A 19,520-nucleotide genomic window follows, 5' to 3' on the forward strand; every position below is an offset into this window, starting at 1 on the left:
TCAGCGTCGCCGCTGGCACCTCGGGCAGTAATGCGAGGAGCGGTTCATGAACGCCTCGCGCCTGATCGGCCCGCCGCAGCGCGGGCATGCCCGTCCCCCACGGCCGTACGCATTCAGCGAGTGCGCAAAATAACCGGCCTGTCCGTTGACGTTGACGTACTGCGCGTCGAAGCTCGTCCCACCTTCGGCCAGCGCCTTCTCGAGCACGAGACGCACCTCGCTCAGGAGGCGACGCACCGCCTGAGCTGACAGCGCGGCCCCGTGGGTCTCGGGGTGGATCCGCGCGGCCCACAGCGCCTCGTCGGCGTAGATGTTGCCGATGCCGCTGATGAGACCCTGATCAAGCAGGACCCGCTTGATCGCGCTCGACCTGCGGCGCACCGCGGTGATGAAAGCCTGATCGGCGAACGCCGGGTCCATGGCATCCCGTGCGATGTGCGCCACCTGCGACGGAACCCGCGTGAGGTCGCTTCCGTAACCGCCCGGCGCGGCATCCGGTGTCGGCACCAGCGGGTCCACGGCGAGCGAGCCGAAGGTGCGCTGGTCAGCGAACGCCACGGCCAGCCGTCCGTGTCGGGGATGCTCGATCTGCAGGCGGATGCGCTCATGGCGCTCGCGAGGGGCATCCGATTCCCGCAGCAGCATCTGACCGCTCATGCCGAGGTGTGCGATCAGCGCCTCATCGCCGTCATCCAACGGCAGCCACAGGAACTTGCCGCGACGCACCGCGGCGCGCACGTCGCTGCCCTCGAGTCGCCCGACGAAGTCGGCGGCGCCGAGAGGATGCCGGGTCAGGGCACGCTCGTCGAGCACCTCGACCGCGCGGATGCGAGCGCCTGTGACGGCGGGCGCGAGGCCGGCGCGGACGACCTCGACCTCAGGAAGCTCGGGCACGCCGTGCTCAGGTCCGGTCGCTCAGCTGACGCCAGGCGGCAAGCGCGGCCGCCATCTCGGCGGTCTTCTTGCTGCTGCCCACGCCCGTGCAGGCGAGATCGCCGACACGCACCGTCGCGGTGAAGACGCGATCGTGATCTGGACCGTCGGATTCGATCGAATAGCTCGGCGGCGTCGCGCCGAGGCGTGCGGCCAGCTCCTGCAGGCTCGTCTTCGGATCCATCGCGGCACCGTACCGCTCGGGATCCGCGAGCAGCGGCGCTGTCAGGCGGAGCACGAGATCGGTCGCGGCGTCAGCACCGGCAGACAGGAACGTCGCGCCGAACACCGCCTCCATCGTGTCGGCGAGGATCGAGTCCTTGTCACGCCCGCCGGTCTGCTCTTCACCGCGGCCGAGCCGCAGGTGCTCACCGAGCCCGATGACGCGAGCGACCTCGGCGAGGGCGACTGTCGACACGACGCTTGCGCGTCGCTTGGCCAGTTCGCCCTCGTCGAGGTCGGGATGCGTCGTGAAGAGCATCACGGTGACCGCCAGTCCGAGAACCGAGTCCCCGAGGAACTCCAGGCGCTCGTTGTGCGGAATGCCACCGTGCTCGTAGGCGTAGGAGCGGTGCGTCAGAGCACGCTCCAGCAGCTCCGGATCGATCTCAACGCCGAGCTTCTCCGCGAGGGAAACCTCGCCGGTGAGAGTCTCGGACATGACCTATCCGATCAGACGTCTGCGACCTTGCGGCCCTTGTACTCCAGGAACAGTTCGGTGCCCTGCGAGTCGGTGACGACCTTGGCCTGGTGCGGGCGGCTGTAGACGACCTTGCCGTTCTCGATGGTCTTCACCAGAGCGGTGGGGGTCGCCTTCCACTGCGCGCGGCGCGAGCGGGTGTTCGAACGGGAGACCTTGCGCTTCGGGGGGTTACCAGCCATGACTAGCTCTCTTCTTTCTCGGCGGCGTGACTTTCTGCCGCGCCGTCCTGGTCTGTGATCTGTCGGAGCGCACTCCACCGTGGATCGATGGGAGCGGTGCTCTCTGCGCCAGTGCTCGCGGTCAGCTTCTCGCCCGTTTCCGGGTCGAGACCCAGGCAATCCGGCTGACACACCGGCTGAAATGGAAGCGACAATACGATCGCGTCCCTGACCAGAGTTTCAAGATCCACGTGGTCGTCTTGAACTTCGAAGTCAGTTTCTTCCTCACCAGGATACGCGAAAAGTTCCTGGAACTCGACTTCGACGGGCGCAGTGATGTCGGTGAGGCAGCGGCCACACACGCCGGTGTACTGCGCATCGGCTGTTCCGGAGACCAGAATGCCCTCGTGCACCGACTCCAGCCGCACGTCCAGCGCCAGCTCCTCGCCGGCTTCGACGGTGACGATGCCCTCACCCCACTTCTCGGCGAGAGTCACGTCGAAGCTGTGCTCGCGCATCTCTCCGGGCTTTCGGACGATGTCGCGGACGGGAAGGAAGAAAGGTCCATTCACTCGGGATTTCACCCCGCCAATGCTACCCGTCCAGCGCCTGCGAGGGGCCGGACCGAGAGTCGATGATCAGAGGCCGCGTGCGCCGGTGTCGAGGAACGACGCAACCGCACGCGGCACGAAGGGCGACACGTCGCCGCCGAGCGCTGCCACCTGGCGCACCAGCGAGCTGGAGACCATGGCGTTCGCCGGGTCCGGCAGCAGGAAGACGGTCTCGATCTCGGCGAGGTGACGGTTCACGATCGCCATCGGCGATTCGTAGGCGACATCGACCTGCGAGCGGATGCCCTTGACGAGCACTCCGGCGTCGACGTCACGCGCGTAGTCGACCAGCAGGCCCATGCTCCAGGACCCGACGATGATGTGCCCCTCGATGCCGGCGTCGGCGATCGACTGCTCAAGCAGGCTCATGCGCTGCGCGATCGGAAGCATCGCCTCTTTACCCGGATTGTGCACCACGAGCACATGCAGCTCGTCGTAGAGACGCGCCGCCCGATCGATCACATCGAGGTGTCCGAGGGTCGGCGGGTCGAAAGAGCCCGGGACGACAGCGATCCGACTGTTCACGCGGACTTCCTCCAGACGCTCGGTGCAGGCACTTCGACTCCCTGCGGTCGCTCAGTACATCGCATGCTGACAGCCTATCGGTCAGTTCTTGCCCAGAGCCGCGCGGTCCGCCTCGCTCACGCGCCGCTCGATGGTGGCCCGCAGGCCGGGGTGCTGCTCGAGCGCCGGGTCATCGGCGAGGATGCCGGCCGCGAGCTCGCGCGCGTGCGCGATGAGGCCGGCATCCTTCACCACGCGCAGCAGTCGCAGCGACGAACGCACGCCGGACTGCGAGGCTCCGAGCACATCGCCCTCTCCACGCAGCTCCAGATCGACCTCGGCGAGCTCGAAGCCGTCAAGTGTCGCTGCGACCGCTTCGACGCGCTCGCGCGCCAGCGATCCCGCCTCCGCCTCGGTGACCAGCAGGCACAGTCCGGCGTGCTCGCCGCGGCCGACGCGTCCGCGAAGCTGATGCAGCTGAGACACGCCGAAGCGATCGGCATCCATGATGACCATCATCGACGCGTTCGGCATGTCGACGCCCACCTCGATCACCGTCGTCGCGATGAGAAGATCGATCTCGCCGCGCGCGAACGACTGCATCACCGCATCCTTCTGCTCTGCGGGCATCTTCCCGTGCAGCACGGCGCGGCGCACCTTCGACAGCGTCGGGTGCGTGCCGAGTGCCTGATCGAGCTGCGCGACGCCCCAGCTCGGACCCTTGCCCTCGGCATCCGGCGGCGGTGCGTCACCGGACTCGACCGACTCCTTGGTGATGTCGATCGCGGCGCAGACGGCGAACACCTGCCGGCCCTTTGCGATCTCCTCCCCCGCACGCTCCCACACCCGCCCGAACCATTCCGGCTTTTCGGCGAGCGGCGCGACGAACGTCTGGATGCCGGCGCGGCCGGCCGGCATCGATCGGATCACCGACGTATCCAGATCGCCGAAGACCGTCATCGCGACGGTGCGAGGGATCGGCGTCGCGGTGAGCACGATCGCGTGCGGAGCCGTGCCCTTCGCCCGCAGTGTCTCGCGCTGCTCGACGCCGAAGCGGTGCTGCTCATCGACGACGACCAGCGCGAGGTCGGCGAGGGTGGTCTTCTCGGACAGCAGCGCATGGGTGCCGATGACGATCAGCGCCTGACCGGATGCCACCCGCAGTGCCGCCTTGCGTCTCTCCGGCGCCGACATCTGACCGGTGAGCAGGGTGGGCATCAACCGGGCGGCCACATCGGGTCCGAGCATCCGGGTGATGGACCGCAGGTGCTGGGCGGCGAGCACCTCTGTCGGCGCGATGAGCGCGGACTGCCCTCCGGACTCTGCGACCTGCAGCATCGCCCGCAGGGCGACGAGGGTCTTGCCCGACCCGACCTCGCCCTGGATCAGTCGGTTCATCGGCCGATCCGCAGTCAGGTCGACCGCTATCTCGGCTCCGACTCTCTGCTGATCGGCTGTGAGCGAGAACGGAAGAGCGTCGTCGAAGCGCTCGAGCAGTCCGCCCGGCTTCGCCGGCCGCGGCGTCGCCGTCAGGGCGCGCACCTGCTCGCGCTGCTGCAGCAGCGCGGTCTGCAGCACCAGCGCCTCGTGCGCACGCAGCGTGCGCACGGCGGGGTCGATGTCGTTCTTGCGGCGGGGCCGATGGATGCTCTCGAGTGCCTCACGGGCGGTGAGCAGTCCCTCGCGCTCGCGAAGGCTCTCCGGGAGGGGGTCGACGACATCGCCCAGACGGTCGAGGACACTGGCGGCCAGCTTCGCGAACTGCCAGCTCTGCACGGCGGAGGTGGCCGGATAGATCGGGATGGGCACGTCGCGCAGCGCGTCTGCCTGCCGCTGCGCCGCTTCGGTGTCTTCGAAGAGCTGGTAGTCGGGATGCGCGAACTGCACCGTGTTGTTGAACATGCCGACCTTGCCGGAGAAGATGCCCCGACGGCCCACGGCGAGCTCCTTCTTGCGCCATTCGGCCTGCCCGATGTTCTTCGCGAAGAACGTCAGCGACATGCGGCCGACGCCGTCTCCGATCGTCACCTCGAGCATCGCCCCGCGCCGGTTGCGCATCGTGCGCGCATTCGATGAGAGCACCTCTGCCACGATCGTGACCGTCTCGCCGATGGGCAGCTCGTGGATCGGCGTGAGCTCTCCCCTGTCGGCGTAGCGCCGCGGATAGTGCCCCAGCAGCTCGCCGACGCTCTTCATGCCGAACGCCCGATCGAGCGATCGAGCGGTCGATGTGCCGAGGGCCTCGGTGAGGGGCGTGTCGAGCGCGAGGGGCATGATCCGAGTCTAGAGAGGGGCGGGGACGCCACCGCCGGTGTCGTATCGTGAACGGGTGACCAGGATCATCGCGGGCCGTGCGCGCGGCGCCCGCCTCGGCGTGCCGAGCGCAGGCACTCGCCCCACCAGCGACCGCATCCGGGAGTCCCTGTTCGGCGCCCTCGAGTCGATGGGCGCGCTCGAGGAGGCGCGGGTGCTCGATCTGTACGCGGGCAGCGGCGCGCTCGGCTTGGAGGCCTGGAGCCGCGGCGGCGAATCCGTCGACCTGGTGGAGCTCTCCCGCCCCGCCGCGACCATCACCGGACGAAACGCCGGTATCGTCGCCAAGGCGATGGGACTGCCGATGGCCGCGAAGGTGCACCAGAGCGCGGTGCGCCCCTTCCTCACCCGCGCACGCGGGCCGTACGACCTGGTGTTCACCGATCCGCCGTACGACCTCGGCGATGACGCGATGAACGCTGATCTGGCGGCGCTGGCTCCACTGCTGTCGCCAGATGCGGTCGTCGTGATCGAGCGCGGCAAGCGCGCGACTGTCCCGGACCTCGCATCCGCCGGTCTCGAACTGCTGCGCTCCAAGACCTACGGCGACACGACCCTGTGGTGGGCCGGCCCGGCATCCGACCAGGCCTGAGAGCGGCGAACGCCACCCTCCGCTACAGGACGCCGTCCCAATCGCGGTACGGGTCCCACCCCGCGTGCACGATCGGGGCGCCATCGACCAGGACGCCGTCCGCTGACCGGCCGATGACCTCGCCGATGCGATGGAAGCCTGCCGGCAGCACCCCGGGCGGGAACGTCGCCAGGAGACCGTGATCCTCTCCGCCGCCGATGGCGCGCTGACGGTCACCTCCGAACGCCAGACCATCCAGGGCAGCCCCCGCCAGCGCGAGAGTCACGCCCGATGCATCCGCCATCCTGGCCGCATCCAGCGCCAGCCCGTCCGAGACGTCCATCATCGCGGTTGCACCGGAATCCGCTGCCACGGGGCCGAGCCCGATCGGCGGGGTGGGGCGCAGCTGCGCGTCGAGGGCATGCAGTTGCGCGGCATCCAGCGTCCCGCGATCGACGGCGACCGGCGTCTCGCCTTCGCGGAAGCGCGCGAACAGCACCCCGAGCCCCGCTCCAGCCGCACCGAGTTCACCGGCGAGGGCGACGATGTCGCCCTCGCGAGCGCCGCTGCGGGTCACCGCGACCCTGCCGCCCAGATCGCCGAGTGCCGTCACTGCGATCATCAGCAGATCAGACACCGTCAGATCGCCGCCGATCACCGTGCATCCGGGCGCCAGCGCCGCACACGCCTCACGGAAGCCGTCGGCCATCTGCTCGACGAACGACAGACGCACGCCGCGCGGCACGGCGAGTGACACCAGCAGCCCCGTAGGGACGGCTCCCATCGCCGCGATGTCGGCGAGATTCACGGCCGCGGCCTTCCAGCCGAGGTCGTGCCCGCTCGACCAGGCGGTGCGGAAGTCGGGCCCCTCGACGAGCGTGTCTGCCGTCGCGACGACCGAGCCGGAAGGAGCGGCGAGCACCGCCGCGTCATCGCCCGGACCGAGGATCGTGTGCGCGCCCGGCGCGGTGCGCGCGAGGATGGCGCGGAGCACCGTGCCCTCCGAGATGTCGCCGATGCGCGGGTCGTCGTCCGGAGCGGATGCCATGTCGACAACGGTAGCCTGGAATCATGCTCCGTCGACTCGCCCTGGCCGCTGGTGCACTGTCCGCTGGCGCTGTGATGCTTCTCGCTGTCACCGGCTGCTCGAGCACCGTGGCTCTCGACCCGGCGAAGGATGCGAACAACCCGGTCTGCGCGGAGGTCTCCGTGCGCCTGCCCGACTCGATCTCCGGCCAGGACCGGCGCTGGACGGATGCGCAGGCGACCGGAGCGTACGGCGACCCCGCGAGCGTCTTCGTCTCGTGCGGCGTGGACGTGCCGGGGCCCACCAGCGAGCTGCAGTGCATCACGCTCGAAGGCATCGACTGGCTCGTCGACGAATCGCAGGCGCCGATGATGCGCATGACCACCTACGGTCGCGATCCCGCCGTGCAGGTGTTCGTCGACACCGAAGTCGTCAGCGCGAACGAGGCGCTGGCCAACGTCGGCATCGTCTCCGGCGTGCGGATGATCCCGGCGGAGCGGGCGTGCATCTCTTCGGACGAGCTGCCGGAGTAGTCGTTCGGCAGCCCGGTGTCACAGCGGGGTCAGCGGCGCAGACCGGTCTCGATCAGCTCGGTGATCAGGTCGCTGTAGCTCAGGCCCGACGCGATCCAGCACTTCGGGAACATCGAGATCGGCGTGAACCCCGGCATGGTGTTCAGTTCGTTCACGATCAGGTCGCCGTCGGGCGTCACGAAGAAATCCACGCGGGCCAGTCCCCTGCCGTCCACTGCCTCGAAGGCGCGCACGGCGGCCTCCTGCAACCGCGATATCAGGGCGTCGTCGACAGATGCTGGGCAGACGATCTCGACCCCGTCGCCGCCGAGGTACTTGCCCTCGAAGTCGTAGAAGCTGCGTGAGGTCAGCACGACCTCGCCCGGCAGGGAGGCCCTGGCACGAGCACCGTCACGACCGTCGAGCACGCCGACCTCGATCTCGCGACCGCTGATCTTCGTCTCGACGAGTACCTTGTCGCTCTCATCGAACGCGACGCGCAGAGCGTCATCGAGTCCCTCGCCGCCGTCGACGCGGGTGACGCCGACGCTCGAGCCGGCATCGACTGGCTTCACGAACACGACGTCGCCCAGCTCGGCGACCCGCGCCCGGACGCTCTCGGGATCGGCGTCCCATTCCGTCTGACGGATCGTGACGCCGGGGGCGACCGCGATGCCGGCGGCCGACAGCGCGAGCTTCGTGAAGTGCTTGTCGAGGCACACGGCGGAATCGAGGATCCCGGCGCCCGCGTACGGCACGTCGATGACGTCGAGGAAGCCCTGGATCGCCCCGTCCTCGCCGTGCAGGCCGTGCAGCAGCGGGAGCACGACGTCGATCTCGCCGAGATCGACGGTCGATCCGTCCGGAGCGGCGACGCGCAGCATCCGATCCCCGCCGGGCTCGGGCCAGCGCACCCGGGTGCCGTTGTCGGAGACCAGCGGCAGGTTCGCGGCGTCCAGCGCGAACTTCTCCGGACGGTCCTCCTCGAGGACGAATGCGCCTTCGCGGGTGATCCCGACCGGGATCACCTGATAGCGGTCGCGATCAATCGCGGCCAGCACTCCGCCCGCCGTCGCGGAACTGATGGAATGCTCGCTGGAACGCCCGCCGAAGAGCACCACCACCGTCTGCTTGTCCATGATTGGTTCTCTCCTCCTGCGGAGTGTCGTCGTCAGTGGTCAGGTGCGGCGCGATGTCACGGGGATCCATCCGCCCGTCCAGCACCATCTTCACCTGCTCCACGATGGGCATGTGGACCTCGGACTCCCGGGCGAGCTGCAGCACGGGCGCGACGGAGGCGAGGCCCTCCGCCGTCTGCTCCATCTGCTTGATGACGTCCTGGAAGCTGTACCCCTGACCGAGCAGGCGTCCTGCGGTGTTGTTGCGGCTGAGCGGCGACTGGCAGGTGGCGATCAGGTCGCCGAGGCCCGCCAGTCCCTGCAGGGTCTCGGGCTTCGCGCCGTTCGCGACCGCGAAGTCGGTCATCTCGACGAGGCCCCGAGTGATGATCGACGCCTTGGTGTTCTCGCCGTAGCCGACGCCGTCGACGATCCCGATCGCGACCGCGATGAGGTTCTTCAGCACGCCGCCAAACTCGGTGCCGATGACGTCGGTGTTCACGAACGAGCGGAAGTACCTGTTGCGAGCTGTGCGGGCGACGGCATCCGCCGTCTCCTGGCTGCGTGAGGCGATCACCGCGGCCGTCGGCTGCTCGCGCGCGATCTCGAGCGCGAGGTTCGGACCGGATGCCACGGCGATGCGATCCGGGTCGCAGCGCAGCTCCTGCTCGATGACCTGGCTCATCCGCAGTCCCGAGGAGCGCTCGACGCCCTTCATCAGGCTGATGATCGGCGCGTCACTGTCGATGAGCAGCGGACGCAGCGCCTTGAGGTTCTCGCGCAGCGACTGGCTGGGAACGGACAGGTACACCTGCTCGGCGCCGTCAAGCGCCCGCGCCAGTTCGTGCGTGGCGCCGATCGCTCGCGGCAGGTTGATCCCGGGAAGGTACTTCGAGTTGCGCTTGGCCTCGGCGATCTCGAGAGCGAGTTCGGGGCGGCGCGCCCACATGGTGACCTGCGCGCCGCTGTCGGAGAGGATCTTGCCGAAGGTCGTTCCCCAGCTGCCCGCGCCGATGACGGTCGCGCGTGTCCCGGTGCCGGCGACCGGTGTCGATTTACGGTTCAAGGCGCCCCGTCTCGTTCTGCCCGTGATCTGCGGGGTTCCAGCGTGCAGTCGGCGCCTTCTCTCCGCGCAGTTCTTCCAGCAGCTCTGTGATCGCCGCCATCAGCCGGTCCGTCGCCTCATTGAGGACACCGGGCTCGGCGGCCCGGCCCCTCAGGTCCGAGAGATCGACCGGGTCGCCGAACAGCACGCGGACCGGCTTGCGCAGCGGCCACAGGCTCAGGCCCTTCTGGTAGCGCCCCATGATGTTCTGCGTGCCCCACTGCGCGACGGGGATCAGCGGGATGTCGCCGGAGAGCGCCAGGCGCACCGCGCCGGATTTGCCGCGCATCGGCCACAGGTCAGGATCCCGCGTCAGAGTGCCCTCGGGGTAGACGATCACGCCGCGACCGAGCTTCACCAGTGCGTCGGACTGTTCCATGGTCTGCTTCGCCGCCGCCGCCGACGCGGCGCGCGCCACCGGGATCATGCCGGTCTTCTTCAGCACCCAGCCGACCACGGGAATGCGGAACAGGCTCTCCTTGGCCATGAAGCGCGGCAGCCGACCCGTGCGGAACACGGCGAGGGCGATGATCAGCGGATCGAACTCCGAGTAGTGGTTCGGCGCGAGCACGAAGGCTCCCTGCCGTGGCAGCTTCTCATCGTGCACCGCCGTGATCTTGGCGATCAGCGAAAGTGCAGGGACGACGACCGCCGCGAGCGGCCAGAAGAGGCTGGGACGGCTCCGTTCGGATGCTGCCATCAGATCACCGGACGACGTCGAAGTCCGCGCCGAGCGCCTTCAGCTTGTCGAGGAACTTCTCGTACCCCCGGCTGAGGATGTCGACGCCCGACACCTGCGACTCGCCTTCGGCTGTCAGTGCGGCGATCACGTGACTGTATCCGCCGCGCAGATCGGGCACGACGATGTCGGCACCGTGCAGCGGAGTGGGACCGGTGATGACGGCGGCCTGCTCGAGCTCACGGCGCGGCACTCGACGTGGACCTTCCTGCAGCCCGTGCGGGTGCACCTCGATCTCGGCTCCCATCTTCACGAGGGCCTGGGTGAAGCCGAAGCGGTTCTCGTAGACCGTCTCGTGCACGACGGAGCGGCCGTGCGCCTGGGTGAGCGCGACGATCAGCGGCTGCTGCCAGTCGGTCATGAAGCCGGGGTGCACGTCGGTCTCGACGAGAACGGGAACCAGCTCGCCGCCGCGTCGGAAGAGGATCCCGTCCTCCTGCACGTCGAACCAGCCGCCGGCCTTGCGGAACACGTTGAGGAAGGTCAGCATCTCCTGCTGCTTCGCTCCGCCGACGAAGATCTCGCCATCGGTGGCCAGCGCCGCGGACGCCCAGGAGGCCGCCTCGTTGCGGTCGAAGATGCAGCGGTGGTCGTACCCGCGCAGCTGGTCGACGCCCTCGATGAGGATGACGCGGTTGGGCTCGTACGAGATGATGGCGCCCATCTTCTGCAGCACGGCGATCAGGTCCATGATCTCGGGCTCGATCGCGGCGTTGCGCAGCTCTGTCGTCCCCTTGGCGCGCACCGCGGTCAGCAGCACCTGCTCGGTCGCGCCGACGCTCGGGTACGGCAGGTGAATCTCGGCGCCCTTGAGACCGTTCGGCGCCGACAGCCGGATGCCATTGGGCTCCTTCTCGACGATCGCACCGAAATTGCGCAGCGCGTCGAGATGGAAGTCGATCGGGCGATCGCCGATGCGGCATCCGCCGAGGTCGGGGATGAACGCCTGGCCGAGACGGTGCAGCAGTGGCCCGCAGAAGAGGATCGGGATGCGAGACGCACCGGCGTGCGCGTCGATCTCCTCGTAGTGCGCTGACTCGACCGCGCTGGGGTCCAGCACGAGCGAGCCGGGCTCATCGCCCTCGGTGACGGTGACCCCGTGCACCTCGAGCAGCGACCGCACGACGGCGACGTCGCTGAGATCCGGCACGTCGCGCAGGGTGCTGGCCGTCTCGCCGAGCAGCGTCGCGACCATCGCCTTGGTGGCGAGGTTCTTCGCGCCCTTCACGTCGACTCGGCCGCGCAGCGGCCGACCTCCGCGGATCGCGAGCACGGATGCTGTGGGGGCAGGAGCCAGTTCAACTGCGGCGTCGCGCGCGGGTGTCGTCATTCGGGCCTCATCTTCATCGGGACAGGCGCGGCGGTCGCCGCGAGCCTCTCTTCAATCACGGCGGGTGCCGCAGGGGCTTGTGACCCCCGGCCCACCTTCGCTTCCTGGCTATCGAACAGGAAGCGTACGTGGCCGCCACGACTCGCGGCGGGCCTCGAACTGCGCGATCTTGTCTTCGTTGCGCAGCGTGAGCCCGATGTCATCGAGCCCTTCGAGGAGCCGCCATCTAGTGTAATCGTCGATCCCGATGGCGGTCTGGAAGCTTGCGATCGTGGCCGTGCGCGCCTCGAGGTCGACCGTGATCTCACGGCCGGGGTCCTCGTCGATGAGCGCCCAGATGCGCTCGATGTCCGCTTCGTCGACCGTCGCGGCGAGCAGCCCCTGCTTGCCGGAGTTGCCCCGGAAGATGTCGGCGAACCGCGGGCTCAGCACGACCTTGAAACCGTAGTCGCGCAGCGCCCACACGGCGTGCTCGCGGCTGGAGCCGGTGCCGAAGTCGGGCCCGGCGACGAGCACCGATGCCCCCTTGAACGGCGCCTGGTTGAGCACGAAGTCGTCGTTCTGACGCCAGGCGTGGAAGAGCGCGTCGTCGAAGCCGGTCTTGGTGACCCGCTTGAGGAAGACCGCGGGGATGATCTGGTCGGTGTCGACGTTGGAGCGCTTGAGCGGAGCGGCGACTCCGGTGTGCGTGGTGAACTTCTCCATCAGTTGCTCCCCTCCAGGTCAGCAGGACTGGACAATGTGCCGCGCACGGCGGTCGCTGCGGCGACGAGCGGCGAGACGAGGTGCGTGCGCCCGCCCTTGCCCTGGCGTCCCTCGAAGTTGCGGTTGGATGTCGAGGCGCAGCGCTCCCCCGGGGCCAGCTGGTCGGGGTTCATGCCCAGGCACATGGAGCATCCGGCGAATCGCCATTCCGCACCGAAGGCCTCGACGATCTTGTCGATGCCCTCGGCTTCCGCCTCGAGGCGGACGCGAGCCGAACCGGGCACGACCATGACGCGCACGCCGTCAGCCTTCTTCTTGCCCTCGATGATCGACGCGAAGGCGCGCAGGTCCTCGATGCGGCTGTTCGTGCACGACCCCATGAAGACAGCATCGACCTTCACGTCCTTCAGCGGGGTGCCAGGCGTCAGGTCCATGTACTCCAGAGCGCGCTCGGCCGCGGCGCGCTCATTGGCATCCGCGATCACGGCCGGGTCGGGGACGGAGGACGAGAGCGAGCTGCCCTGGCCGGGGTTCGTGCCCCAGGTGACGAACGGCTCGAGCTCGTTCGCGTCGATGAACACCTCGGCGTCGAAGGCCGCGCCCTCGTCGGTGGGCAGCGTGCGCCAGTAGGCGACGGCTTCGTCCCAGTCCGCGCCCTGCGGAGCGTGGGGCTTGCCCTTGACGTACTCGAAGGTCGTCTCGTCGGGGGCGACCATGCCGGCGCGCGCGCCGGCTTCGATCGACATGTTGCAGATCGTCATGCGCCCTTCCATCGAGAGGGCGCGGATGGCACTGCCGCGGTACTCGAGCACGTAGCCCTGGCCGCCGCCGGTGCCGATCTTGGCGATCACGGCGAGAATGATGTCCTTCGCAGTCACGCCGGGGCGCAGCTCGCCCTCGACGTTGATCGCCATGGTCTTGAAGGGCTTCAGTGGCAGCGTCTGCGTGGCCATGACGTGTTCGACCTCGCTCGTGCCGATGCCGAACGCCATCGCGCCGAACGCGCCGTGCGTCGAGGTGTGCGAGTCACCGCACACCACGGTGATACCGGGCATGGTCAGGCCCAGCTGCGGGCCCACGACGTGGACGATGCCCTGCTCGGCATCCCCCAGCGAGTGCAGCCGGACGCCGAACTCCTCGGCATTGCGACGCAGCGTCTCGATCTGGGTGCGGCTGGTCAGATCGGCGATCGGCTTGTCGATATTCAGCGTCGGGGTGTTGTGGTCCTCCGTCGCGATCGTCAGATCGAGGCGGCGAAGCGGGCGACCCTCGGTGCGCAGTCCGTCGAACGCCTGCGGGCTGGTGACCTCGTGCACGAGGTGCAGGTCGATGTAGATGAGGTCGGGCTCGCCGTTCTGGCCCTTGACGACGAGATGGTCGTCCCACACCTTCTCTGCGAGAGTGCGCGGCTGCGGGGTGCTGGTCATGCGGTTGTTCCTTCTGGCTCAGTGATTCGGCCCGCGTTGGACGCCGCGACGAGGAAGGCCTGTGTCAGATCCCGTCGCGGCTGCTAAGAAGAAGAACCACCCGCCGCATGCCGGTCAGTTTACACGGCAGCGATGGGCGGTTCTCTCGGTGTGATCGGATATGACGTGCAGACGCCGTCGATCAGGAGGACGCCGCTATCGGCGGTTCAGCGCGGCGCGCTTCTCACGACCCGAGGCGATCAGGCTGGCGATGGTGGCGACGATCATCGAGGTGATGATCACACCGAGCGAGACCCAGTTGTTGATGTCGGGTGCCCAGGCGATCGGCTCGCCGCCGTTGATGAACGGCAGCTCGTTCTCGTGCATCGCATGAAGGATCAGCTTGACGCCGATGAAGCCGAGGATGAATGCCACGCCGTAATGCAGGTAGCGCAGCTTGTCGAGCAGGTCGCCGAGCAGGAAGTACAGCTGCCGCAGACCCATCAGCGCGAAGAGGTTGGCTGTGAAGACGATGAAGGGATCGGTGGTCACACCGAAGATCGCGGGAATGGAGTCGACGGCGAACATCAGATCGGTCACGCCGAGCGAGACGAACACGATCAGCATCGGCGTCCAGATCTTCTTGCCGTTCACGATGGTGCGCACCTTGGGTCCGTCGTACTCGTCGCTGATCGGAATGACGCGACGGATCTGACGGACGATGAATCCCTCGGTCTGCTTGTCGTCCTCGTGCTTCTCGGGAAGCGCCTGACGCACAGCGGTGAAGACGAGGAAGGCGCCGAACAGGTAGAAGATCGGGCTCAGGTGCTCGACCGCCGCGCCGACGATGATGATGAAGATCGCGCGCAGCACCAGCGCGATGATGATGCCGACCATGAGTGCTTCCTGCTGGTACCGGCGCGGCACCGAGAACTGCGTCATGATCAGCACGAAGACGAACAGGTTGTCGATGGAGAGGCTGTACTCCATCGCCCAGCCGGTGAGGAAGTCAAGAGACGTCTTCGCGTCTCCGATGAAGAACAGCACCGCCGCGAAGATCAGCGCGAGCGTCACGTAGAAACCGACCCAGAGGCTCGATTCCCTGGTCGAGGGGATGTGCGGCCGCTTCAGGATGAGCAGCAGATCCGCAATGAGGATGACGGTGAGGACCACCAGCGCGGTGACCTCGAACCAGACGGGGATAGTCAAGGACTAGTGCCTTTCGAAAGGGTTGGCGTGAACCGAAAGTCTCTCCCCGCAAGAATGCGCCGCACGGCCGGAGCAGCGATGACGATGCTCGTGATGACGATCCGCGCGAAGGTGGGATACTCCCTTTCGCTCGAACGATCGTACCGGACTCTGAGACGATGAGACGATCCGCGACACTCTGCAGGTGAGAGACAGTGTTGTGAGGCACGGCGATCGGAATGGAATGCCGACGAGCAGCGAGGACCGCGAATGGGCGGCACGGGCCGCATCCGGTGATCAGGGTGCGTTCCGTGCGATCTATCGCGCCCACGTCAGGCCGGTGTACTGGATCGCGCACGGCATCCTCGGATCCGCCGCGGATGCCGAGGATGTGACCCAGGAGACCTTCGTGGTCGCCTGGCGCAAGCTGCCGGGGCTGGAGCTGGTGAACGACTCGCTGCTGCCCTGGCTGGCGACGATCTGCCGCTTCCAGTCCGCGAACCGGCTGCGGGTGCTGCGCAGGGATCGAGCGAATACGGCGGATGCCCTGGACGAGACGATCCCCGACACGGTGGGCGTCGAGGACCAGGTGATCTCGACTGCTCTCGCCGACCGGATCGCGGAGGAGGTCGGGCTGCTGAATGAGCTCGACCGGTCGATCTTCCGGCTCTGCGCGGTCGAGGGCTACGCCTACCAGGTGGCCGCGCAAGAACTCGGTGTCAGCCATGCCGTCGTCCGCAACCGTCTCTCCCGGGTGCGAACGCGCCTGCGAGGCGCCGCGGCAGAAGTGAGAGACGCATGAACGAGAACAGCACGCCCACGCTCCCCGCGTTGAGCGACGAGACCATCGCACGCATCGAAGGTGCCGTGTTCGATGAGATCGGCGACGAGCGGCCGGCGCCGACGGCGGCGCCCTCCGCGAGTCGCCGACGGCGCGGGTGGATCACGGCGCTCGGCGTCGCCGCGGCGTTCGTCGGAGGCATCCTGATCGCCCCTCCTCTGCTGAGCGCGGTGAGCGGGGGCACGGCAGGCGACACGAGTGCGCAGTCCGTACCGGCTTACGACATGGCTCCCGTCGAGGGCGCTGCGCAGCCGGAGATCGCGGATGGCGACATGAGCGGCGCCGCGCGCGTGGCTGACAGTGCGGCGGCGCCTTCCGACGAGCGCGACATCATCACGACGTCCCAGGTCGCCCTGCGTGTGGCCGACGTGTCAGATGCGGCGGATGCCATCGGCAACCTCGCCGCCGAGCACAGTGGCTACGTCGAGGCAACGGACATCGGCTCGACGCTGGGCGCCACCGCGGACATCTCGCCCGAAGAGCCGCGCCAGCCGGGCAGCGGCTGGGTCAGCATCCGCGTTCCGTCCGCAGAGTTGGAGGAGGTGGTCGGTGCGCTCGAGGGTCAGGGCGAGATCCTGCGCTCGTCGATCGCGCGTCAGGACGTCACCTCGCAGACGGTGGACTTGCAAGCCCGCGTCGATGCGTCCCGGGCATCCGTCAAGCGACTGACCGAGCTGATGGGCAAGTCCGGCTCCATCGGCGATCTGATCGCGGCCGAGTCGGCACTCAGCGAGCGCCAGGCACAGCTGGAGAGCTACGAGCAGCAGTTGAAGAGCCTGGACGATCAGGTGGCGATGTCGACCATCTCCATCGATCTGACGGAGCAGACCAGCGCGACCACGGCTGATCCGGCCGGGTTCGGCGACGGCCTGCTGGCCGGCTGGAACGGGCTGATCGTGTCGCTGAACGCCCTGGTCGTCGCACTCGGCTTTCTGCTGCCCTGGCTGGTCATCGCCGGGGTCGCGGTGCTGATCGTCTGGCTGATCCGCCGTCGAGGTCGCCGGGTGAAGAGTTCGAACACCGCTGAATCCGCGTGATTCCGGGATATACAAGAACTCTTGTGAGATTTCGAATCGGCGCTTAGCGTTGCCGACGTGGAAGATATCTCCGTCATCACCGCCGTGCACCACCCGCTGCGCCGGCGCATCGTCGACCACCTGCTGCTGCATGAGAAGGCACAGGTCGGCACACTCGCGCGTGCCCTCGACGCGCAGGTCGGCAGCATCAGCCACCACCTGCGCATGCTGCAGCGCGCCGGCGTCGCCGAGCAGATCCAGGCTCCGGACGGCGATCGCCGTGCGAGCTGGTGGCGACTGATCCGCACGTCGCTGAGCTGGTCGAGTCGTGACTACGCCGACTCGCCCGCCGATGCCTACCTGGCGCGCGAGGCGCGCCGGTTGAATGTGCGGCATCAGCTCGAGCGCCTGCAGCAGTGGAATCGGGCCAGCCCGAACAGCGATGTGCAGGGCTTCAACACCGACGCGCTGGCCTGGGCGACACCGGCAGAGCTCTCCGACCTCTCGCAGCGCATCGTCGAGACTCTCGAGACCTGGCGCAGCGGCATCGACCGTGAGGACGGACAGCGGCGCATGCCCGTCTACTTCTTCGCGCACGGCTTCCCCACGGAAGTGTGAGATGACGACGAGCGAACCGCTGCTGCTGCGCACTCCCCCGCCGTTCCGCCGCGACCGGATGGTGCAGACCTGGCTCGTCGTCAAGGCGCTCTCCGACGCCGGCGACGCCGTCTGGACGATCGCCGTCGCGTGGACCGCGGTGCAGATCGCCTCACCTGCCGTCGCCGGTCTCATCGTCGCCGCCGGGACGATTCCGCGCGCGGTGATCCTGCTCATCGGCGGCGCGATCGCCGATCGCGTGAATGCCCGCCGCATGATGCTGCTGTTCAACAGCATCCGAGTCGTGGTGCTCGCGGTGACCGCGGTCTGGATACTGCTGACCGAGCCGACCGTCGCGGTGCTGCTCATCGCGACGATCGCGTTCGGCATCTGCGATGCGTTCTACGAGCCGGCGGCGGGGACGATCCCTCGCCAACTCGTGCGACCGGCGGATCTGCCGTCGTATTCGGCACTCAGCCAGACGCTCAGCCGGCTCGGGACGATGGGCGGCGCCGCCATCGGCGGCTTCCTCGTCGCCTGGGCCGGGATGCCCGGCAGCGCCACCGCGGATGTGGTGACCTTCACGGTCGTGATCGCCTTCATCGCGATCTGGCTGCGGCCGCGCTTCGCGCTGCCCCGCACCGCGAAAGGCGAGACGGTGCTGCGGGGCGTCGCATCGGGATTCCATCATCTCGGCGAGAACTCCGCGACGCGCACGCTGGTGATCGCCCTGTCCGGACTGAACCTCGCTGTCGGCCCCGCCCTCGCCATCGGACTCGCGCTGCAGGCGACCGAGCACGGCTGGGGCGCTGGCGCCGTCGGCGTTTTCGAAGCGCTGGTCGGCGGCGGCGCCATGATCGGCGCGCTCGCGGTCGTGCGCTGGCGACCGCGGCACGAGGCCAGCGGAGCGTTCTGGGCACTGGTCGTTCAGGGATCGGGAATCGTCGCGCTCGGGATCGGCTCGCCGATCGCCGTCGGCATCGGCTGCGTGATCATCGGTCTCACTGCCGGCTTCGCATCAGTGCTGCTGGGTGCGACGTTCGCCGCTACCATCGCACCCGACTACCTCGGACGGATGTCCTCCATAACCCGCCTGGGAGATGACTGCCTGATGCCCCTCGCGATGGTCGTGTTCGGTCTCCTCGCATCGATGCTGCCGACCTGGATGCCGTTCACGCTCTACGGCGGAGCCCTCATGCTGCTGATGGTCGTCCCGCTGCGCAACCCGCTTCTACGGGCAATCGCCCTTCGTGACAAGGCCCCTGCCGCGTGACCTGCCGCTCCGGTAGCGTTCGGCCATGACGGAAGACCGATTCAACCCTCGATACGCCATCGTCACTGCATCCGACTCCGGCATCGGCGCTGCGACAGCCCTCGCCCTCGCAGACGCCGGAATGGATGTCGGCATCACGTGGCACACCGACCGGGAAGGCGCGCAGCACACCGCCGAGAAGGTGCGTGGGCGCGGACGCCGTGCATTCGTCACCCGTTTCGACGCGACCGACCTCGGTGGCGTCGCCGGAGTCATCGACGATCTCGCCGACGAACTCGGCGGGGTCGACGTCTTCGTGAACAATGCCGGCGCGAGCGTGCGCCGGCCATTCCTCGAAGTGCCGCTCGACGAGTGGCGCGACACTGTGGCACTGAACCTCGACGGCGCTTTCGCGGGGATGCAGACCGCCGCTCAGCGGATGGTGCGCGCCGGCCGCGGGGGTCGGATCATCGCGGTGACGAGCGTCCACGCGCACCAGCCGCGGGTCGGGCTCTCGGCTTACATCGCCGCGAAGCACGGCTTGACCGGCCTCATCAAGAACATGGCTCAGGAGCTCGGCGAACACGGCATCACGTGCAACGCGGTCGCCCCCGGCGAGATCGCGACCGCGGCGAGCGGACGCGACTCGGAGGATGCCGATCGCACCCACCGCCCGGGAGTGCCGTTGGGCCGTCCTGGAAAGGCCGAGGAGGTCGCCGCGGTCATCGCGTTCCTCGCCTCCCCCGACTCGTCTTACGTGACCGGCGCCGAGTGGAGTGTCGACGGCGGGATGCTGCAGATGGGCCCGCAGGCGGGATCGCACCTCACGGACGACAGCTGGCGTCGCGACTGACTGCGGAGACGAAAAAAGCCCCCGATCCGAAGATCGGG

21 protein-coding genes are annotated in these 19,520 nt (G+C 68.2%); 7 read left to right on the forward strand and 14 right to left on the reverse strand.

Features of this window, described 5'->3' with window-relative positions; genetic code table 11:
- The 6 genes from mutM to ACQUSX_RS02890 all read right to left on the reverse strand — a co-directional run bounded on the left by mutM (position 1) and on the right by ACQUSX_RS02890 (position 5,183).
- Positions 1-894: a bifunctional DNA-formamidopyrimidine glycosylase/DNA-(apurinic or apyrimidinic site) lyase gene (mutM, locus tag ACQUSX_RS02865; RefSeq protein ID WP_428905455.1), complete on the reverse strand. Its 894-nt coding sequence runs from the start codon at positions 892-894 to the stop codon at positions 1-3.
- Between the two features lie 7 nt (positions 895-901).
- Positions 902-1,594, reverse strand: coding sequence for a ribonuclease III (gene rnc, locus ACQUSX_RS02870; RefSeq protein WP_428905456.1), 693 nt, complete (start codon positions 1,592-1,594; stop codon positions 902-904).
- An 11-nt stretch (positions 1,595-1,605) separates the two neighbouring features.
- On the reverse strand, positions 1,606-1,815 hold the full coding sequence (gene rpmF, locus ACQUSX_RS02875; RefSeq protein ID WP_428905457.1) for a 50S ribosomal protein L32: 210 nt from the start codon (positions 1,813-1,815) through the stop codon (positions 1,606-1,608).
- 2 nt (positions 1,816-1,817) lie between these two features.
- Entirely contained in the window at positions 1,818-2,366 is a 549-nt protein-coding gene (locus tag ACQUSX_RS02880; protein WP_428907578.1) for a YceD family protein, read from the reverse strand.
- 66 nt (positions 2,367-2,432) lie between these two features.
- Positions 2,433-2,930 (reverse strand): pantetheine-phosphate adenylyltransferase, encoded by a 498-nt coding sequence (gene coaD / locus ACQUSX_RS02885; RefSeq protein ID WP_428905458.1) that lies wholly within the window; start codon positions 2,928-2,930, stop codon positions 2,433-2,435.
- An 81-nt stretch (positions 2,931-3,011) separates the two neighbouring features.
- Entirely contained in the window at positions 3,012-5,183 is a 2,172-nt protein-coding gene (locus ACQUSX_RS02890) for an ATP-dependent DNA helicase RecG (protein ID WP_428905459.1), read from the reverse strand.
- Positions 5,184-5,238: 55 nt separating this feature from the next.
- Between ACQUSX_RS02890 and rsmD the strand changes: the two genes are divergently transcribed.
- Positions 5,239-5,814 carry a 16S rRNA (guanine(966)-N(2))-methyltransferase RsmD gene (gene rsmD / locus ACQUSX_RS02895; RefSeq protein WP_428905460.1) on the forward strand — a complete coding sequence of 192 codons (576 nt, stop codon included), beginning with the start codon at positions 5,239-5,241 and terminating at the stop codon, positions 5,812-5,814.
- Positions 5,815-5,836: 22 nt separating this feature from the next.
- Here rsmD and thiL read toward each other — a convergent pair whose 3' ends face one another.
- A complete protein-coding gene (gene thiL, locus ACQUSX_RS02900) occupies positions 5,837-6,841 on the reverse strand; it encodes a thiamine-phosphate kinase (protein ID WP_428905461.1) in 1,005 nt (334 codons plus the stop codon).
- 23 nt (positions 6,842-6,864) lie between these two features.
- On the opposite strand from thiL, the gene ACQUSX_RS02905 reads away from it, so the two are divergent.
- Positions 6,865-7,353 carry a DUF3515 family protein gene (locus ACQUSX_RS02905; RefSeq protein ID WP_428905462.1) on the forward strand — a complete coding sequence of 163 codons (489 nt, stop codon included), beginning with the start codon at positions 6,865-6,867 and terminating at the stop codon, positions 7,351-7,353.
- A 29-nt stretch (positions 7,354-7,382) separates the two neighbouring features.
- Here the strand turns inward: ACQUSX_RS02905 and ACQUSX_RS02910 are convergent, their stop codons facing one another.
- The 7 genes from ACQUSX_RS02910 to ACQUSX_RS02940 form a co-directional block, all read right to left on the reverse strand.
- Complete coding sequence (locus tag ACQUSX_RS02910) at positions 7,383-8,471, reverse strand: D-alanine--D-alanine ligase family protein (RefSeq protein ID WP_428905463.1); 1,089 nt, start codon at positions 8,469-8,471, stop codon at positions 7,383-7,385.
- The gene (locus ACQUSX_RS02915; RefSeq protein ID WP_428905464.1) at positions 8,377-9,516 is read right to left on the reverse strand and encodes an NAD(P)H-dependent glycerol-3-phosphate dehydrogenase; all 1,140 of its coding nucleotides are present in this window, start codon (positions 9,514-9,516) and stop codon (positions 8,377-8,379) included. The genes ACQUSX_RS02910 and ACQUSX_RS02915 overlap by 95 nt, the downstream gene beginning before the upstream one ends.
- On the reverse strand, positions 9,506-10,255 hold the full coding sequence (locus ACQUSX_RS02920) for a lysophospholipid acyltransferase family protein (protein ID WP_428905465.1): 750 nt from the start codon (positions 10,253-10,255) through the stop codon (positions 9,506-9,508). The genes ACQUSX_RS02915 and ACQUSX_RS02920 overlap by 11 nt, the downstream gene beginning before the upstream one ends.
- A gap of 4 nt (positions 10,256-10,259) precedes the next feature.
- Positions 10,260-11,624, reverse strand: coding sequence for a UDP-N-acetylglucosamine 1-carboxyvinyltransferase (gene murA / locus ACQUSX_RS02925; RefSeq protein WP_428905466.1), 1,365 nt, complete (start codon positions 11,622-11,624; stop codon positions 10,260-10,262).
- 108 nt (positions 11,625-11,732) lie between these two features.
- Positions 11,733-12,329, reverse strand: coding sequence for a 3-isopropylmalate dehydratase small subunit (gene leuD / locus ACQUSX_RS02930; RefSeq protein ID WP_428905467.1), 597 nt, complete (start codon positions 12,327-12,329; stop codon positions 11,733-11,735).
- Positions 12,329-13,756, reverse strand: a complete 1,428-nt coding sequence (gene leuC, locus ACQUSX_RS02935) for a 3-isopropylmalate dehydratase large subunit (protein ID WP_428905468.1) — start codon at positions 13,754-13,756, stop codon at positions 12,329-12,331. Before leuC ends, leuD begins: the two co-directional genes overlap by 1 nt.
- Positions 13,757-13,951: 195 nt before the next feature.
- Entirely contained in the window at positions 13,952-14,944 is a 993-nt protein-coding gene (locus ACQUSX_RS02940; protein ID WP_428905469.1) for a TerC/Alx family metal homeostasis membrane protein, read from the reverse strand.
- A gap of 223 nt (positions 14,945-15,167) precedes the next feature.
- Here ACQUSX_RS02940 and ACQUSX_RS02945 point away from each other — a divergent pair, with 223 nt between their 5' ends.
- Genes ACQUSX_RS02945 through ACQUSX_RS02965 form a run of 5 tightly spaced genes read left to right on the forward strand, consistent with a single transcriptional unit; the run spans position 15,168 to position 19,482 of the window.
- Complete coding sequence (locus tag ACQUSX_RS02945) at positions 15,168-15,725, forward strand: RNA polymerase sigma factor (RefSeq protein WP_428905470.1); 558 nt, start codon at positions 15,168-15,170, stop codon at positions 15,723-15,725.
- The gene (locus tag ACQUSX_RS02950) at positions 15,722-16,801 is read left to right on the forward strand and encodes a DUF4349 domain-containing protein (protein WP_428905471.1); all 1,080 of its coding nucleotides are present in this window, start codon (positions 15,722-15,724) and stop codon (positions 16,799-16,801) included. The genes ACQUSX_RS02945 and ACQUSX_RS02950 overlap by 4 nt, the downstream gene beginning before the upstream one ends.
- A 57-nt stretch (positions 16,802-16,858) precedes the next feature.
- A complete protein-coding gene (locus tag ACQUSX_RS02955; protein WP_428905472.1) occupies positions 16,859-17,398 on the forward strand; it encodes a helix-turn-helix domain-containing protein in 540 nt (179 codons plus the stop codon).
- A 1-nt stretch (position 17,399) separates the two neighbouring features.
- Complete coding sequence (locus tag ACQUSX_RS02960) at positions 17,400-18,650, forward strand: MFS transporter (protein ID WP_428905473.1); 1,251 nt, start codon at positions 17,400-17,402, stop codon at positions 18,648-18,650.
- Between the two features lie 25 nt (positions 18,651-18,675).
- Positions 18,676-19,482 (forward strand): SDR family oxidoreductase, encoded by an 807-nt coding sequence (locus tag ACQUSX_RS02965; RefSeq protein WP_428905474.1) that lies wholly within the window; start codon positions 18,676-18,678, stop codon positions 19,480-19,482.
- Positions 19,483-19,520: the final 38 nt, after the last annotated feature.

It is taken from the genome of Microbacterium alcoholitolerans, assembly GCF_050408615.1.
Lineage (GTDB): Bacteria > Actinomycetota > Actinomycetes > Actinomycetales > Microbacteriaceae > Microbacterium.

Excerpts from the sequence above, each read along its gene's own strand:
- leuC (WP_428905468.1), bottom strand. The coding sequence starts at position 13,756 with ATGACCAGCACCCCGCAGCCGCGCACTCTCGCAGAGAAGGTGTGGGAC.
- leuD (WP_428905467.1), bottom strand. The coding sequence starts at position 12,329 with ATGGAGAAGTTCACCACGCACACCGGAGTCGCCGCTCCGCTCAAGCGC.
- murA (WP_428905466.1), bottom strand. The coding sequence starts at position 11,624 with ATGACGACACCCGCGCGCGACGCCGCAGTTGAACTGGCTCCTGCCCCC.
- ACQUSX_RS02950 (WP_428905471.1), top strand. The coding sequence starts at position 15,722 with ATGAACGAGAACAGCACGCCCACGCTCCCCGCGTTGAGCGACGAGACC.
- ACQUSX_RS02890 (WP_428905459.1), bottom strand. The coding sequence starts at position 5,183 with ATGCCCCTCGCGCTCGACACGCCCCTCACCGAGGCCCTCGGCACATCG.
- ACQUSX_RS02920 (WP_428905465.1), bottom strand. The coding sequence starts at position 10,255 with ATGGCAGCATCCGAACGGAGCCGTCCCAGCCTCTTCTGGCCGCTCGCG.
- ACQUSX_RS02945 (WP_428905470.1), top strand. The coding sequence starts at position 15,168 with ATGCCGACGAGCAGCGAGGACCGCGAATGGGCGGCACGGGCCGCATCC.
- rpmF (WP_428905457.1), bottom strand. The coding sequence starts at position 1,815 with ATGGCTGGTAACCCCCCGAAGCGCAAGGTCTCCCGTTCGAACACCCGC.
- ACQUSX_RS02910 (WP_428905463.1), bottom strand. The coding sequence starts at position 8,471 with ATGGACAAGCAGACGGTGGTGGTGCTCTTCGGCGGGCGTTCCAGCGAG.
- ACQUSX_RS02960 (WP_428905473.1), top strand. The coding sequence starts at position 17,400 with ATGACGACGAGCGAACCGCTGCTGCTGCGCACTCCCCCGCCGTTCCGC.
- ACQUSX_RS02905 (WP_428905462.1), top strand. The coding sequence starts at position 6,865 with ATGCTCCGTCGACTCGCCCTGGCCGCTGGTGCACTGTCCGCTGGCGCT.
- ACQUSX_RS02965 (WP_428905474.1), top strand. The coding sequence starts at position 18,676 with ATGACGGAAGACCGATTCAACCCTCGATACGCCATCGTCACTGCATCC.
- rnc (WP_428905456.1), bottom strand. The coding sequence starts at position 1,594 with ATGTCCGAGACTCTCACCGGCGAGGTTTCCCTCGCGGAGAAGCTCGGC.
- thiL (WP_428905461.1), bottom strand. The coding sequence starts at position 6,841 with ATGGCATCCGCTCCGGACGACGACCCGCGCATCGGCGACATCTCGGAG.